The organism is Aliiglaciecola sp. 2_MG-2023, from assembly GCF_030548145.1.
GTDB classification, from domain to species: domain Bacteria; phylum Pseudomonadota; class Gammaproteobacteria; order Enterobacterales; family Alteromonadaceae; genus Aliiglaciecola; species Aliiglaciecola lipolytica_A.
On the sequence record NZ_JAUORY010000027.1, the window covers coordinates 12520 to 30183 of the forward strand.

Genomic DNA, 17664 nt, shown 5'->3' on the forward strand with positions numbered 1-17664 from the left:
TAAACAAAAACAAACCTAACGAAACGATAACCAAGTTTAATTTAACTTTCAACATTTTTTAAACAAAACGTAACACAATGAAATGTGGTTGAGGCTTAATTGCAACATTTTTAATAGCATAAATTGAAGGTTTTACATTTTTATTTTGAGCGAAATATAGCCTGAAATGCCTGTGAATAAAAGTGTTGGTAGGTTTTTTGGGCTTACTCTGTATGCGTTAGAGAGATTAAACGAAGACTCTCAAAATTATTTTATAATATCGATTTTCAGAGGCAGATAAGTGAAATTGGTAACTGCTCATTTGTTTCAATAAGTTTCACTTCCGGCATTTTTAAATGTTTAAGTGTCAGTTAGGTTAGATTTAAATTATAGAACGGGCTTTAGTTCGATAACGGAAGCGAAGATGTAATTGAAGCCTTTTAATTATGGAACGGCTTTAGCCCGTCAACGAAAGCGACGATGTAATAGGGGGCTTTAGTTCGTTAACGGAAGCGACGATATACTTGAAGCCTTTTAATTGTAGAACGGGCTTTAGTTCGTTAACGGAAGCGACGATGTACTTGAAGCCTTTTAATTGTAGAACGGGCTTTAGCCCGTTTAAGTTATATCATTCAACTAAGCTCAATTTACTTCTTTTTCAAACGCTCTAGGGCCGCAGCAGAAAGTGCTTTTCCCGATAGCTTTGCTGCATAAATTGCGGCACCTATATCAGGTGGAAATTCTGGTCTTTGGATATGGTATGTGTCTGAAAACCCCTGTAATGCTTCGGAAAAGGGCTTAGTGATAATGTCGCTAGCGCTAAATGCACCGCCGGAGAAGCTAACTTTGACCTCTTCATCGCTTGAAAATTGTAATGCTTTACGGGTTCCCTCAACTATTTCAGCTAGCTGTTTACCTGCATCACTAAAGATCTGCTTAGCCAACAAGTCACCTTCTAAAGCAGCTTCAAACACAAGAGTCGATATTTGTGCTATTTTCCCTCTAGAGCCTTGCCATTTAGTTAGCACTAATGCCGACATATCCAGATCGTTGATAATATTAAAGGTTTCTTTTAACTTATAGTAAAGTGGACCTTTTATATCTCGTCCATCGCTCATACGTGAAAACAGCATCAGTCCTTTTCGACCAATCCAGTAGGCAGAGCCTTCATCACTGAATAGTTCTCCCCAACCGCCGCATCTTGCACTTTTACCGTTACGTTTACCGTAAGCAATGGAGCCTGTGCCAGCGATCATGTTAATACCATCTTGGCCTGCAAAGGCTGCAGCCCATGCATTGACCATGTCATTATCGCACTGATAGTTTTGTTGCGGTAGTATGATAGAGGGAAGCGTTGCTAAAATTGGATCTACTTCACTATCTTCGCCAAACGCCGGCAATCCCAGGAAACCATATTCTAGTTCATTAACTGTCTTATCAGCCTTTGAAAGTAATGCGTATATACCTTTCGCTATGACGGTTTTAGCACCTTCAATACCCACTTCAACGTGGTAGCACGTGGCTTCTTGGTGACTGGCTAGAACGTCACCATGAGCGTTGATTAACACAAATGCCGTCTTTGTCCCGCCACCATCTACACCTAAAAACATGGTTATCTCCTGAGAAACAATTAACTAGATTACAGAGTGTGAATATTCACACCTTTTACTACTCGATTTACGGTTCCTGAAGCGCTTGGGTTATCAGGCTTGTTCCCCACACTGAGCGCGTTGAAAAAACCAAACACTTGGGCGCAAGCAATAAAGGGTAAAAGCAAAAAACGATCCGATAGCCTTGCCATGTTATCAAACACAATTTCATTTTCTTGAGGGATCATTGGAATTGAATCTGCTCGTATGGTAAGAACATGCCCTGCTTCATCATCAGTATGTAATTCATTCACTAAATCAAGATCATATTGCCGCGTGAGTGGATTATTGGAGATATACACAATAACCAAGGTATTTGCATCTATCATTGCTTTAGGCCCGTGGCGAAATCCTAAGGGGGAGTCAAAACACGCCATAGTCTGACCGTCGGTTAATTCTAACAATTTTAACGCACTTTCTTGTGCTAAGCCTTTAAAAGTACCACTACCCAAATACACTACACGGCTGAACTTTTTATCCGCCAATTTCGATAGGGGTAAAATTTGGTTGTTTAAAAGTTTTGTCGTTGCAGCAACAGCCTCGTTAAGTCCGGTTTCGAAATTGTGAGTTGGACAGAATAAATAAAGTGCACTAAGCAACATAGAACTGAAACTAGAAGTCATGGCAAAACTGCGATCATTTGTTTGTTCAGGTAGATATAACGCGAGTTTATTATTACCTTCACAGCGCTTCGCAAGTTCACCATCACTATTGCAAGTTATGGCTAACTGATAACATTCGTCAACAAGTTGGTCGGCATATTCCAATGCTGCAACGCTTTCCGGACTGTTTCCTGAACGTGCGAAAGAAACAAGTAGTGTCGGCACCTTAGCCTGAAAATATTCTGAAGGGTTTGACACTAAGTCAGTGGTTGGAATAGCTTCCACTCGTTTATTCAACTCGTGCATTGCAATGGGAGTGACGCACTGGCCAACAAAGGCTGATGTTCCTGCACCGGTAAAGATAATGCGAATGTTCGGCTTGTTTAATATAGGGGTCAAAAAAGCTTCTATTTGTTGTTGCTGAGACTGCAGCAATTTCAAAGTTGCTTGCCAGCATTCTGGTTGTTGACTGATTTCTTTGGCTGTCCAATAGCCGTCTAATTGTGCTAATTTTTCTTCGGAAAAGTTTAGATAATTCATAGTTTGCTGAATTCCTTGATCAATTGACTGGCTGCGGGTTACAGGCGGCAGAGTATTGTTTTAGTACTAAAGATATTTTGTGAAATATAAACCCTTTAATTGAGTTATCAATTTCACCGGCAATTAGGGCATTGTGTTGCTCAGGCATATATTGACTGATAAGTGTGAGTGGCGGCGGGTTCTGTTCAAGATTTTCTATTAATTGTGAAAGCGCTTTATCCACATTTTTATCTGGCCAGTAATATCTTATTCTGTCGCTCAAACTGTATTTGCAATCCAATTCCTGTTGTCGGCTGTCTTGCGAGTAATATTTTTTCCAGTAACTATCGTTTGTATGCATCGCTGTTAATAGGGTGTTTTTCAGATTACTCCAATCATTAGCGGCTATCCATTCTTGCTCAATACACTCCAATGCAAAACAAGCTTCTCGGAACGCGAAAGTCAGCCATGGACCTACTTTTAATATTCCAAAATGTGCTGACACTAAATCCGTCAAATGTTGTTGTGTTTGATAGTCTGTGGAGTGGGCTTCGAATACCATATTTTCGTGATGGCTAATCATTTCACTCAAGTCATGGGCTTTCTCTGGTACAAAAGCATCAATTTTGTGCAAGCCAAATTCAACACCAGGTTGCACTACCAAGCCTATAATTCTCGGCCAAACATAAGACAATCCAGCTTCTGCAAAGGTTTTCTGATGGATGGCTATCGTCGTATTGGCATCTTCAACAGAGGTTAATTCCAATTCTTCTGAATCATCTTGAGTTCCACCGGGTACAGGTACTTCCGTTCCAATTACATAAACTGGCGCTTCGCTACCTGAATCTTTCCATGCTTTTTCTGCAACTAAGCAGAGTCTTGCAGCCCTTTTAGCAACGTCATGATCACCCAAAGGAATAGGATCATCACTACAAGACATTGAACAATCCAAATGAATTTTGCCAAAACCAGCGCGAACATATTGATCAATTAGTATTTCTGATTTTTGCATTGCCTCTTCAGCGTCAAGATGCTGCCAGCAATTGGGACCTAAATGATCGCCACCCAGTATAATTCTATGTTCATTAAGACCGACACGATTGGCCATAGCAAGTACCATTTTACGAAAGTCTTTAGGCGTCATGCCGGTATATCCGCCATCTTGGTTAACTTGGTTAGACGTTGCCTCAAGTAATAAGGTTTCATTATGTAATAAAACATGTTGCATTGCAGCTTCTATTACTAACGGGTTAGAGGTGCAGACCGCGTATACTCCAGAGCATACCCCTTTTTTTTGCTGCTTTACCATATCTAATAATACTTTCATTTTACCTCCATTTTCGATGGGTATAGCCTATATTTGGCAAAATTATGGTGGATAAAGGATGGTATGTAAACATAAAAGTTACATTAAATTTCATTTGGTCTGATTTTGATGGCTGTTTTTGTTGTTTTTATGTCGTTTATTTGCTTTTAAACTAAAGGGTTACAAAATAATTGCTTTTTTATGTTTCATTTTGTATTGACAATGGTTTCATTGATAGCCAATATTGTTTCTGACAGACGGCTTGGTGTAGTTCAAATAAAAAAATAAAAACTATGTCGTTTCCATATATCAGGTGACAAGGTGATACTCATGAATAAACACAAAACCAAAATATTTAGACAATCAACTTTGGCGTGCGCGGTAGTTTTAGGGCTAAGTGCGCCACAAGTTGGCGCTCAGCAAACTGATGACAGTACTGAAGTCATCGTTGTGACAGCAGTTCGAGGTAGTTTAGAAAAATCTGTTTCCATAAAACAAAATGCGAAATCTTTAGTCGATTCAATTGCGGCTGAAGAGTTAGGGCGTTTCCCCGATGATAACGTGGCTGACTCCCTTTCACACATTTCAGGTATCACCGTTAGTCGGACTCGAGGGGGAGAAGCGCAATATGTCAATATTCGCGGATTAGGTCCAGAATTTAGTATTGTAACCCTTAATAACCGTATTCTTGCCACCGATGATGGAGGACGTAATTTTGCGTTTGACGTTATTCCTTCAGAAATGATCAATGGTGCCGATGTCTGGAAAACCGTTGAAGCTAAAGGAATTGAAGGAAGTATCGGTGGAGCTGTTAATTTGAAATCAGCTAAAGCACTCGATAATCCAGGGCAACACGGGGTGTTTTCTGCCACTGCAGATTACAATGATTTATCTGAGGAGGTGGGAAAAAAGTTTAATGCTATTTATAGCACAACAACAGATGACGAAACTTTAGGCTTTATTGTCGGTGTAACTCACGCAAACGGAAATGAGCGGGCTGATGATATGTTCGACAACTTTGTCTTTGGTGTACAAGATGAAATGTCCTACGATGTGAATGCTGACGGTATAATCAGCGCCAATGAAGAAAATTTAGTCATTCCTGGCTCCTATGCGCTTGGTTCTTATGCTACTGATTTTTCACGCACTGGTGTTACTTCAAACTTGCAATGGCGTCCAAACAATAAGTTGCAAGTTGGTGTCGATATCATGCTTACAAAGTTGGAAGCAGACTCCACCGGTTATACGCAATCATTCTACATGGCAGATGAAAGCGAGGCTCAAAATCGTTTATCTAATATCGTGCTAGATGGTAATGTTATCACTGCCATGGACGTAGCAGATGTAAGTATGGAGGTTGTGACGTTAGACGAACACCGTACCGTCGATACATCTTTGTTTGGTTTAAATGCAAAGTATCAATTAACTGACGATTTGATTGTTGAAGCAGATGTATACCGCTCTCAATCAGAGCGTGATTCAGGTGGTAAAAATACTTTTGTCGTAGCAGGGGCTCCTGGTGCACATAGCGGTCATTATGAACTTAATAATGGTGGTTTGCCGGATTATATCCCGACTTGGACCGAAGGCCGTAGTTCCAATGATTTTGGGAATGACGACTTTTCCCCCCATTGGGCGGCAAGAGATGGAAGTGATATCAAAGATACGGTTACCGGGTTTTCCTTGGATAGTGAATTGAGCTTTGACCATGATGTACTTGTGTCGTTGGACTTTGGGGCTGCTTATACTAGTCGCAATAAAACCAATACGGCTTACGATAACTACGAATATGGTGCTTGTAACTACTGTGGTTATCCGTTTACGTTTGGCGAAGTGGGTGCGGATGTGGTTCGTGACTTCCCGTACGATAATCTGTTTGCTGGTGAAGGGGCGAATATTCCCCGTTCTTTTCCGATTTTTAGCATCCCAGATTATGCTGCTGGCCTAGCGGCTTCTGATGGAATGACAATTGTTGATTACCTTGGCAATGAACGTACGTTTGGAGAAAATGAATCTGAGCTCTGGGAGCCTATTTACAACCCAGTTAATTCTTATGATATTGAAGAAGATACAACCGCATTATATTTACAAGCTAATTTTGAAGGTGATCGATGGTTTGCCAATGCCGGTCTTCGCTGGGTAAAAACCGAAGTCACGGCTATGTATTCTTACAACAATATCGAATCAATTCAGATTGTTAATCCAGACTCGTCGAACCCTTCTTGGGACGTCGAATACTCCGATAGCGCGGCACAAACCGCAAATGGTAGTTACAGTAAAATTCTGCCAGCAATCAATTTTGGTTTTCATATTACTGATGACTTGCTTTTGCGGGCTGCCGCGGCGCAATCCCTATCTCGTCCGACTCTCGATCAACTGGCACCATTAACTACAGATAATGCGCAATCTGGGTTGTTTACTATGGATATCAGTGGAAATCCAAATATTGAACCTGTATTTTCCGACCAAGCTGATATGGCACTGGAATGGTATTTCGAAGAAGGTGGCTTGCTAAATGCGACAGTTTTTTGGAAAGAATTAGATGGTTTCATTACATCGAACACCACAAGAGAAGAAATTGCCGGAGAGAGCTTTCAAGTTACCCAGCCAATCAATGGTGATTCAGCCGAAGTTTTTGGTTTGGAACTTGGGGTTCAGAAATTCTTTGAAAACGGCTTCGGTTTTACGGCTAGTTATGCTTATACCGATACCAGTACTGTTGTAAATGGCGAAGATGCAGGCGCATTGCCAGGTGTTGCTGATACCTCTTACTCGTTCTCTGTAATTTATGAAAAAGACCGATTAAGTGCGCAGCTAGCGTTAGATTACACTGGTGATTTAGTTGTCGATGCATTTAGTCCATTGGGAGATGATTATCAGACGACCATGGAAGAAAGCAAGATTATGTCGTTGTCGGTAAAGTATGACGTAACTGATTATTTGCAGTTGTCAGTTGAAGGTCAAAATTTGCTTGATGAGTCTAATCGTAGCTTCCAAGGACGCCCCGATTTACCGGCATCTATTCAACTTTACGGTAGAACCTTTAAAGCGGGTTTGAGATACGATTTTTAATTAACGACTAATCGAGCCTAAGGCGTTTGCCTTAGGCTTTGAATCAATGGTTAAAGTTTTGAATTACATTTATTTACTAATACGCCAGTTGCGTTGCTCAATAATAAAAACAAGATAGGAAGATAAGAATGCAGTCAAAAAAATGGTTAATCTTTGCCATGGTAACCACGATTTCGTGGGGACTTTGGGGCGCATTAACTGCGGTATTTGCTAATCAATCAATTCCATCAACGGTGGTTTATAGCATATGGGCCATTACGATGATTATTCCTTGTATTGTCGCCTTGAAGCTCATTGGTTGGAAATTGGAGACCGACAAGCGCTCTATTTGGCTGGGTTGTTGGATTGGTTTCTTAGGCAGCGGTGGTCAAATGTTACTGTTTTACGCCGTATCTGTTGGTCCTGGTTACTTGATTTTTCCGATTGTCTCTTTATCGCCAGTGATTACCATTGCGCTCTCTTTAGGCTTGCTTAAAGAACGAACTGGTTTACTAGGTGGGATTGGTATCCTACTAGCAATGTTGGCGTTACCCTTGTTTGAGTATTCACCTGCTGGTGAAGAGCAGAGTTACGGTGTGCTTTGGTTCTTGTTAGCACTTGGTGTCATGGCTGCATGGGGAGTTCAAGCATTTTGTATGAAGCTTTCAAACCATCATATGAGCGCTGAAAGTATCTTCTTTTATATGACAGTCACCGCAGTTTCATTGATTCCTGTTGCTTACCTAATGACAGATAGTAACGCACAGGTTGATTACAGTTTTTCTATGCTATTTGAAACAGCTTCGGTACAAATATTAAATGCCATTGGTGCGTTGTGTTTGGTTTATGCGTTTCGTTACGGCAAAGCCATCGTTGTTTCACCATTAACTAATGCTGGAGCGCCACTGTTATCTACCGTACTGACTATAGTGATTTTAGATGTGATACCTAATAACGTAAAAATTGCGGGCATTATTATTGCCACTATTGCTGCGCTAATTTTGGCGTTAGAACCAGAAGAAAAACCGCAGAATTCAACTTTGGAGGGGCGTGCAGGTGAATAAGTTTACAGCTTCCCTAAATTCAATACTGTTGTTAATCATAGCAACAACACTGATCTCTTGCAGCCACTCTAAAGCTGGCAAAGATGAAATGTCAGATCATTACACAATGTCTGACTTCGCCAGTGTTAAAAAATTTGATACCCATGTGCACGCAAATAAGCAAGCTACGGCATTTATTGAACAAGCTCAAGCAGACAACTTTGAGCTATTGACTATTAACGTCGATTACCCTGATTTTCCGCCTATCGACGAACAACAAGCTATTGCCTTATCATTAACCCAGGCCTACCCGAAAACCCTGTATTTTGCTGCCACTTTTTCAATGCTCAATTGGGACAATCCTTCGTGGGCATCCGCGGTGCAAAAACGTTTAGATAAGGCCCTTGCCGATGGTGCTAAGGCCGTAAAAGTTTGGAAGAACATTGGCATGTCGTTCCGAGACAGCGAACAGCAGTTGGTGATGATTGATGATGCAGGTTTAGATCCTATATTTAATCATTTAAGTCAATTACATGTTCCCGTAATAGGACATCAGGGAGAACCCCATAACTGCTGGTTACCCATAGAGCAAATGAGCGTGAATAATGATAAACAGTATTTTGCTGCGCACCCTCAGTATCATATGTATTTGCACCCAGAAATGCCCAGTTATGAAGCGCAAATGCTAGCTCGTAACAATATGTTAGATAAACATCCTAAAATGCGCTTTATTGGTGCTCACCTAGCCAGTTTAGAGTGGAGTGTTGATGCCATGTCAGAGTTTTTGCAGCGCTATCCTGACGCGACCATTGATCTAGCTGCTCGCATGGGACAAGTACAAGCCCAGTCAGTAAATGATCTTAACAAAGTTAGAGCATTTTTTATAACCTATCAAGATCGCATCCTGTATGCCACAGATCTTACCCATAGTTCCGAAGCTGCAGATCAAGAATTTAAAAATAGCGTCCATCAAAAATGGTTGGAAGATTGGCGTTACCTTAACACAGACTCAGAGTTCACGGTGCCTGAAGTAGACGGCATCGTAACCGGCTTGAAGTTACCCAAAGAAGTAATCGATAAGATTTATTATCACAATGCTCGCCGAGTGTTTAGCATCAATTAATTACAATTAGAAAGGGTAGGTGGGCCTTTGTTGGCCCATCTACTGAACCTAGTAAATGGAGAATATCAATGAGATTCAAGTTCGCCACTCGATTGGCTGCCATTTTAGTGAGCGTGCCTTTGCTGCATGCTTGCATCACTCCGGAAGAGCCGAAAAATGAAGTCATCAAAGTCGAAAATAGCGGCATCACCCTTGAGTTCGATGGGCAATTGCGCACCCGTGTCTCTGCCACCCTAGGCGATAAAATTAATGTGCTTGGTGACTATCAGACAAGTGAGTATCTGGTTACTAAATCAGGTGAGTTAGTTGATAATTTTAGGGTGCTCAATAGTACTCAGCAAAAAGTTGAATCTGAACTGGGTAAGGGCATCCAAACCACTTTAGTTGGCTTGGCTTCCAATGGCTTACAAAAACAACTACAAGTACAAGCTTTTCCTGACTTCCCTAATACACTGTTTATTCGAGTCACATACAAAAATACCGCTGAGCAAAGTGTGATTCTGACTAAGTGGGTACAAAATGCCTATCAACTTTACGCCACTAACAACACTAGGGAAACTCATTTAGCTAGTCTGCTTAATGATTCTGAGCCAGATTTTTGGTCTTATCAGGGCGCATCTTATGAGGATCGCCGAGATTGGGTAATGCCTTTAGCTCCCGGTTATGAGCAACAAAACTATATGGGAATGAATGCCACCGATTATGGCAGTGGTACCGCAGTTGCTGATATTTGGCGAAAAGATATAGGATTAGCCATTGGTCATATCGATTTGGATCCAAAATTGGTGTCACTCCCTGTTACTTACCCTGCAAATGAACACATCACAGATAAAGCGGCTTATTTACAGGTTGAGTTAGAAAAAACCGTGAAGTTAGCCCCTGGAGATGAATTGACCACCCTGGATACCTTCGTATCTGTCCATCAAAAAGATTATTACGCAACACTGAAAATGTATCGCAACGTAATGGCGCGTAAGGGTCTGACCATGGCGGATGTTCCGGAGTCGGCTTATGAGCCTATTTGGTGTGCTTGGGGTTACGAACGTGATTTTAGTTTTGAAGAAATACTGCAAACTTTACCAAAAGCTAAAGAGTTGGGATTGGAATGGGCCGTCTTAGACGATGGCTGGCAAACGGCAGAAGGGGATTGGTATCTTGATCCAGAAAAATTCCCCAATGGTGATGCTGACATGAAAGCATTTGTTGGTGATATTAAATCTGCTGGATTGAAAGCTAAGTTATGGTGGGCGCCATTGGCTGTGGATCCTGGTACCGATATGATTGAACAACATCCTGAAATGTTGCTGCTTAATGAAGATGGTAGCACTCGAGATGTGACCTGGTGGGACAGTTACTATTTATGTCCCGCGGACGAGCAAGTCCGTCAACACAGTGTTGAGCTAGTTAAAAAGATGCTTGGTGAATGGGGTTATGAAGGTTTAAAAATTGACGGCCATCACTTAAACGGAGTTCCTCCTTGTTATAACCCAGAACACAATCACGCTACTCCTGAGGCATCAGTTGAAGCCCTAGCTGATTACTGGAAGTTACTTTATGACACTGCCATGGAAATTAACCCTGAAGCGGTAATAGAAATATGTCCTTGCGGAGACTCATATGCATTCCACAACCTCCCTTACATGAATCAAACCGTTAGCTCTGATCCACTAACATCTTGGCAAGTAAGATTAAAGGGGAAAACTCTAAAAGGCTTAATGGGGGAATCAGCACCTTATTACGGGGACCATGTTGAACTTAGTGACGATGCCAGTGATTTTGCATCATCTTTCGGCATTGGAGCGGTTCTTGGGACTAAGTTTACGATGCCATCAGACAATGAAGCGGCGCAGCAGTTTCTGCTCAACCCTGAAAAAGAAGCCATCTGGAAGCAATGGTTTGATTTATATAACCGCAAAATGCTTCCTAAAGGCACTTACTTAGGTGAACTATATGACATTGGTTTTGATCGCCCTGAAACCCATGTTGTTGCCAAAGATGGCAAGCTATACTTCGCATTTTATGCTGATAGTTTTAGTGGCAATCTTGAGTTGCGCGGTTTAACAGCTAAACAATACCGAGTAACAGACTATTTCCACTCAAAAGAACTAGGGGTAGTGACGGTAGCTAATGGTAATGCAAAATTGAACGCTGAATTTGACCAATTTCTATTGGTAGAGCTAACCCCAATTGCCAATAGTACAGTAGAGTAAACTCATGATTCGCTGTTGCTTATTACTTCTAACGGTATTTGCCAGTTCAATGTGTCTGGCAAATACCCAATCAAGCATGCAAGATCAGTTAGCACCAGAGTTGGTATTAGCCAATTTAAATAATACGGCAGAAATTGACTTAGAACACTATAAAGGCAAAGTAGTATATGTGGATTTTTGGGCTTCTTCATGTTTTGCATGCCGCTTGTCTTTTCCGTTTCTAAACAAACTTCAGGCTAAATATGCCCAGCAAGGGTTTGAAATAGTGGCGGTTAATACTGACGCTTCAAAACAAGATGCTTTGGACTTTTTAGCCAAATACCCTCTTAACTACCCTGTAGCCTGGGATCCAGAGGGTACGTCAGCTGACGCCTACCAAGTGCGAGCCCTGCCTACAGGATTTTTAATCGATGCATCTGGCAAAGTTCGACTGGTACATCTAGGGTTCTCAGTGCGTCACGAAGCCTATTTAACCGCGCATGTGGAAAAATTATTGGCTGAAATGATTGAGTAGACCGCGTCTCAAAAGCTGGATAGCGCGAATGAAGAACATGCACTATTACGATGTGAAAGTTACATAATGAAAGTTACATTGTGTAAAGGTTTCATTCAGATTAGAATGAACATAGTTACAAATGAAACTTAAATGGAAAAGGTAAAACTATGCGCGACACCAGTCACAGACGTGAACATATAGCTCGGATGCTCAAAGAGAACGGCAGCGTTCAAGTGCTTCCTTTGATTGAGCAATTTAACGTATCTGGTGTCACGATTCGCAAAGATTTACGCTTTTTAGAAAACCAAGGCATCGCCACGCGTTGCTATGGTGGCGCTATGTTAAATGACATTGGTTTGTTTGAAACTGAAACCACCTTTGATCGCAAACAAGCTCTGCATGCCGAGGAGAAATCCAGTATTGGTAAAATTGCCGCAGATTTAGTTAACGACGGTGATGCTATTATATTGGATTCTGGCTCGACAACGCTTAAGTTGGCTTCTCATTTAGGTGGTCGAGAGAATGTTACAGTGGTGACTAACAGCTTAAACATCGTCAACGAATTGAAACTTCAAGAGCATATAGAAGTGATGTTATTAGGCGGTACTCTCAGACATAAAAGTCAGTCATTTTTTGGCAGCAGTGCGTTAGCAACCCTTAAAGATTTGCACGTAGATAAACTCTTTTTAGGTGTAGATGGCTTTCATATGGATAAGGGGATTTCTACCCATTTTGAAGCTGAGTCTTTGTTGAATCAGTTAATGTGTAAAGTTGCCAGTGAAATAATAGTGGTCACAGACTCATCTAAATTTGGTCATGTTTGTCTACATAAAATTCTTGAACCAACGGGAGTCAATCAAATCATCACCGACAGTAATATTCCCCAAGACTATCTAGATGGTCTGCGCCGAATTGGTATTAAAATCACTCTTGTCGATGTAGATTAAAATCCAACCAAGCCATTTCTTGTTAACCTCCAGTAAATTTGAATATACTGTATCAAAATTAGGGGGTTAGCATGGATAGCAGGTGTAAACAGTGTGGTATTTTAAATCCAATTGATTTTCCTAAGTGTCTTAGTTGTGGGGAAATTCAAGATACCTTCCATTATAAAAGTCGAATCGCTGCGGCGACCCTTGCATTTTTTGGTGGCATGTTTGGTTTTCATCGCTTTTTCTTAGGCCAGTGGTGGGGAATATTTTATTTATTATTCTTCTGGACGTACATTCCTTGGTTAGTGGGGATCATTGAAGGCATTATCTTCTTAAATACTACTCAACATGATTGGAATAAAAAGTACAACCAAGGTGTTTCCGCTGGAAAAGAAAAAGGCACTGTTGTAGTCATTATTGCCATTTTGATACCAATTGTTTGTATTATTGGAATATCAGCGGCTATCGCTATTCCGGCATATCAAGGTTATCTAGTAAAAGCTAAGATGGCCGAAACACAAGTGATGGCGAATACAGTTATGACTGCTGTTGAAGTGTATGCGTTATCAGAGGAACAGTGGCCCAAAGATATTTACGACTTGCCAATAACGGGACGTACATCCAATTCACAGGTGAGTGCGGTGGAGGTGAATAATGGGGTCATTTATGTGCGGTTTTCTCCTGACTCAGGGGTTAACGGCAACATGATTTTAATTCCTGAGCCTACTGACAGGGACATTTACTGGGATTGCGAGCAATCCACAGTGTCCCGAGATTATTTGCCTAGCAAATGTCAATTTAACTGAAGATTTTTGCGCGCAATGGCAACATGTTTAATTGACACTTTATTATTGAACGCTCAATACTTTGTTCAAATTGCCAATAAATTCCATTGAATCGAATGTGAGTGGCAAACGAGTAAGTTTTTCGCCCGTAGAGTCGAGAATTAACAATACCGGATACCCAGTTACGCGGTAACGTTCAGCGAATTGTTGCCCTTGTTCTGTGTCATAGTCGACCCGGGCAAACACGAAGTTTTCATCAATTACGTCCTTGACTCTGTCATCGGTAAAAATTGTGCTGTCTAATTTACGACAAGTGGGGCACCAAATCGCAGACATGTCAGCCAACACCAATTTATCATGGGCTTGGGCTTTCGCCAGCGCCACATCAAAGTCAAGCATCTGGATTTGAATTTTGTCTTTCGCTTGCTGACCTAAATGACTTTGATACCATTGATAAGCTAAGTAAATAAAGGTAGCGACGATAATAAACAGAACTATATTGACCAATTTATTATTCGATTTTGATGTATTTTCAGATGACATTGTCTTTTTAATTACCTCTTGGTTGTTGCGCCTTTTAAACTAGACCTGTGCTTTTTGCGTTTTATTACACACTCGTTTGCAAATTATCGTTGAGTTGCGTAAAGCTTAATCCAAATTTTTGTAAGTAAACCCGTAATCTATGGGAGTCGTTGCTGCTTATTTTGTTTTGTCTGCTAACGTTAAACAATTTACGACCTGCATCGGCTAAATTTTCTGATGATAAACAAACGTGTATAACATTTTGTAATTGCATCTGGTCGAATATATCCATCGCAGCAAGTTGATGTTCGTCAAGATAGCGACTTAACTCTACCTGTTTTGTGATCGCTCCACTATGCCATCGTTGATTTAAACGAATAATCTCCGCATCTACAGTCGCTGAATCAATTCGCCCTCCTTTGCTTAACGTCGCCATTCGTTTTACGCTGGCGTTGAGATCACGAAAGTTGGCGGTCCATAGGGCCTTTTCACTGCGGGCAAACTGTAAATAACGTTTTTTTGCTTCACTTCCAAAACGAATATGCACATCATTAAGCCGCGCATACTGACGTAATTCAAAATCTAAATTTGGCTCAAAATCTTCGATACGTTGTTTAAGTGCGGGTAAACGCCAGTTCCAAATGTCAATTCTGGCAAGCAAGTCTTCCCGAAACCGACCTTGCGCCACAGCACTACGCAAATCTAAGTTGGTACCTGCAATTAATTGAAAATCGCTGTATACCGCTTTATCACTGCCTACTGGATAAAATTGTTTTTCTTCAATGGCATGCAGCAACATGGCTTGTTCATCAATCCCTAATTCGCCAATCTCATCTAAAAATAAAATACCCTGGTCGGCATTTTTCAGATAACCATCACGGGCACTTTGCGCGCCAGTGTATGCACCTTTGATATGTCCAAATAAAGCAGACATAGCCCCATCACCAACTAGGGTGGCACAATTGACAGCCACTAAACTGCCAATAACACCGCCTCGAGAAACCTTTAATTCGTATATACGTCTAGCCAACTGGGTTTTGCCCGCGCCTGTGGGGCCTTCTAGTAACATTGGGTCTTTAGCGTTGATTGCTACCTGCTCAATTTCTTCAATCAATTGGTTAAACGCAATGTTGCGGGTTTGAATGCCTGCTTTTAGAAAATCTCTTGCGGATGCGGCTTGTTCAGAAAAGCGGGCCGCTAGGGCTGCATATTTAGACAGGTCCAAATCGACAATACTGATTACACCTTTAGCTCGGTTTTCTGCTTCAGGGTCAGGCGAAACCTGAACCAACTTAGACGCAGGATATATTTGCGCTTCGCTTAACATGAACATACAGATTTGGTTGACGTGGGTACCTGTGGTGATATTCAAGTAATAGTCTTCTTTGTCGGTATCAAAATCATAGTGGCTGGCATGTTGATATAACCAATTGTACACATCGGCAAAATCCCAAGGATCATTCCAAGCCGTTTCTACTAATACCACCTCGGTAGCAGGAGATACCTCTACAACATCGGCGCTTATTCGCCGCGCTAAATTAAGGTGCGAGGGTTCGTATAATAATTCTAATCTATCGACCTGAAAATTATCTTGCATCACAGCACTGATGGTGGGGCGCCAGGTTTGCCAGCGTTTGGCACCACGGCCTTTACGGTCTTTTACCACTCCCAAAATGGTAAACATCACATTTTTGCGACTCATGATTTTCAGCCTATCTAAAAAAATATAACTTTATCTAATTAGATATATTTTGTGAAGTTGTCTTTTGAGGTGTTGTGTTGTGGAGTGGTAATAAATTTATATTTATCAATGATATAAATTTTATTTCTAAGTTTTTATTTTTGTGGCACAGCACTTGTAATACATCAATTGTTTTTAACGAAGCGGAGTTGTTTCAAACGGCAACCTGATACACGTGGCAATGCCAAAAGTGTATATCTCGGCAAGAACACCACTTAAATTGGTGTGAAAGCACCTCAAACGACATAGTTTGATTGATGATTAAACGACGAGAGGTAAAGGCGAAAGCCCTGTGGGTTCGAGTCCCATAACCATTGTAATAGCCCGACATAAGGCTAGTGAATGACCACTGTGGTGAACTCACACAAGCAACATTGATTTAGTAGGCACTGTATGGATGCAGTGCAAGGATGTTCAGAAAACGACGCCTGCTAAATCAACCTTGTTTGTTGTCAATTCACGCAAGTTACTTACCCCTTATGTCACACACCTTAGGGTGTGTTGAGGCACTAAAAAAAGGAGAAGCTCTAATGACTAAACAAGGGAAATTTATAAAAGTATTTATTGTTGCAGAAAACACAATCGCGTTTCTGTATAGAAACCAACAATTCATGCAGGTATTGCCTGCTGGGGAGCATCGTTTGTGGGATTTTAGCAATACCCTGACGATGAAACAGTTTGCAGCAAATAGCATGTACTACTCAGATGCTGATTCGTTTTATTTAATTAAAACATACCCAGAGGTGGCAGAGTTAGTTCATGTTTGGCGCTTAGGTAACGACGAGCTGGGATTGTTATATATCGATGGCCAGCTTTGTGGTGTTGTCGCTCCAGGTGAGATCCTACATCTGTGGAAATCTGCGGGCGAATTCCGTTTAGACAAAGTTGCTCTAACCGGTGATCTTGAAGTGGCTAGATCTGTGTTGGAGGAAATTAAGCATCGAGGTAAAAATGATAGTACCAAGTTGATTGCCACCAAAAGCTCCGTTAAGCGGGCACCAGTCGCTATGGTTGAAGTCAAACCGCAGCATGCCAGCTTGCTGTATGTGGACGGCAAATTCATGCGTACTTTGGGTGCGGGAACTTATGGCTTTTGGCAGCTAAGCAACACGGTTACGGTAAAAGATTTCGATTTGCGTTCACGCAATCAAGAGGTTTCTGGGCAGGATATCTTGACCAAAGATCGGGTTACAGTGCGGGTGAATCTAAGCGCCACGGTGAAAACCCTAGACCCAGTTATTGCTGCAGAGCAAGTAGAGAATTTGGATGAATACATCTACAAATCATTGCAGTTAGCCTTGCGTGAAGTGGTTGGAACTAAAACCTTGGACGCACTGCTTGAAGACAAGCTTTACGTTAACCAAACCGTCAAAGCGTTGGTTGAACAGGAGTTACATTCGGTTGGTGTAAGACTTGAAAGAGTCGGCGTGAAAGATATTATTCTGCCCGGGGAAATCAAGGCAATCTTGAACCAAGTAGTGGAAGCACAAAAAGCCGCTGAGGCCAATGTGATCAAGCGTCGGGAAGAAACTGCTGCGACCAGAAGCTTGCAGAATACCGCAAAAATGATGGAAAACAACCCAACGTTGTTGCGCTTGAAAGAGCTAGAGTCACTGGAAAAGGTGTCAGAAAAAGTAAGCAACTTGAACGTTTATGGTGGTGTTGATCAGTTGTTGCGGGAAACCGTTAAATTGACTTAAAGGTTA

General features: G+C 41.4%; 13 protein-coding genes. 8 read left to right on the forward strand and 5 right to left on the reverse strand.

Translation table 11 applies throughout. The features are described 5' to 3' along the window. Positions 1–626: 626 nt before the first annotated feature. Genes Q4567_RS19500 through Q4567_RS19510 form a run of 3 tightly spaced genes read right to left on the reverse strand, consistent with a single transcriptional unit; the run spans position 627 to position 4076 of the window. On the reverse strand, positions 627–1589 hold the full coding sequence (locus Q4567_RS19500) for an N-acetylglucosamine kinase (protein WP_216049193.1): 963 nt from the start codon (positions 1587–1589) through the stop codon (positions 627–629). Between the two features lie 29 nt (positions 1590–1618). Further along, on the reverse strand, positions 1619–2770 hold the full coding sequence (locus tag Q4567_RS19505; RefSeq protein WP_216049192.1) for an SIS domain-containing protein: 1152 nt from the start codon (positions 2768–2770) through the stop codon (positions 1619–1621). 19 nt (positions 2771–2789) lie between these two features. Next, positions 2790–4076: a D-tagatose-bisphosphate aldolase, class II, non-catalytic subunit gene (locus Q4567_RS19510; protein ID WP_252729267.1), complete on the reverse strand. Its 1287-nt coding sequence runs from the start codon at positions 4074–4076 to the stop codon at positions 2790–2792. 309 nt (positions 4077–4385) lie between these two features. Between Q4567_RS19510 and Q4567_RS19515 the strand changes: the two genes are divergently transcribed. The 7 genes from Q4567_RS19515 (at position 4386) to Q4567_RS19545 (ending at position 13716) form a co-directional block, all read left to right on the forward strand. Further along, positions 4386–7127 (forward strand): TonB-dependent receptor, encoded by a 2742-nt coding sequence (locus Q4567_RS19515; protein ID WP_303501841.1) that lies wholly within the window; start codon positions 4386–4388, stop codon positions 7125–7127. A 128-nt stretch (positions 7128–7255) separates the two neighbouring features. After that, a complete protein-coding gene (locus tag Q4567_RS19520) occupies positions 7256–8170 on the forward strand; it encodes a DMT family transporter (protein WP_303501844.1) in 915 nt (304 codons plus the stop codon). After that, a complete protein-coding gene (locus Q4567_RS19525) occupies positions 8163–9272 on the forward strand; it encodes an amidohydrolase family protein (protein WP_303501847.1) in 1110 nt (369 codons plus the stop codon). Before Q4567_RS19520 ends, Q4567_RS19525 begins: the two co-directional genes overlap by 8 nt. A 68-nt stretch (positions 9273–9340) precedes the next feature. Then, the gene (locus Q4567_RS19530) at positions 9341–11482 is read left to right on the forward strand and encodes a glycoside hydrolase family 36 protein (RefSeq protein WP_303501850.1); all 2142 of its coding nucleotides are present in this window, start codon (positions 9341–9343) and stop codon (positions 11480–11482) included. A 4-nt stretch (positions 11483–11486) separates the two neighbouring features. After that, on the forward strand, positions 11487–11996 hold the full coding sequence (locus Q4567_RS19535) for a TlpA disulfide reductase family protein (RefSeq protein WP_216049187.1): 510 nt from the start codon (positions 11487–11489) through the stop codon (positions 11994–11996). 149 nt (positions 11997–12145) lie between these two features. Further along, positions 12146–12925, forward strand: a complete 780-nt coding sequence (gene agaR / locus Q4567_RS19540) for a transcriptional repressor AgaR (protein WP_216049186.1) — start codon at positions 12146–12148, stop codon at positions 12923–12925. A gap of 71 nt (positions 12926–12996) precedes the next feature. Beyond that, on the forward strand, positions 12997–13716 hold the full coding sequence (locus Q4567_RS19545) for an NINE protein (RefSeq protein ID WP_216049185.1): 720 nt from the start codon (positions 12997–12999) through the stop codon (positions 13714–13716). A gap of 42 nt (positions 13717–13758) precedes the next feature. Here the strand turns inward: Q4567_RS19545 and Q4567_RS19550 are convergent, their stop codons facing one another. Further along, positions 13759–14238, reverse strand: a complete 480-nt coding sequence (locus Q4567_RS19550; protein WP_252729266.1) for a thioredoxin family protein — start codon at positions 14236–14238, stop codon at positions 13759–13761. Between the two features lie 64 nt (positions 14239–14302). After that, on the reverse strand, positions 14303–15919 hold the full coding sequence (rtcR, locus tag Q4567_RS19555) for an RNA repair transcriptional activator RtcR (RefSeq protein WP_303501854.1): 1617 nt from the start codon (positions 15917–15919) through the stop codon (positions 14303–14305). 569 nt (positions 15920–16488) lie between these two features. Between rtcR and Q4567_RS19560 the strand changes: the two genes are divergently transcribed. Beyond that, the gene (locus Q4567_RS19560) at positions 16489–17658 is read left to right on the forward strand and encodes a slipin family protein (RefSeq protein ID WP_303501856.1); all 1170 of its coding nucleotides are present in this window, start codon (positions 16489–16491) and stop codon (positions 17656–17658) included. Positions 17659–17664: the final 6 nt, after the last annotated feature.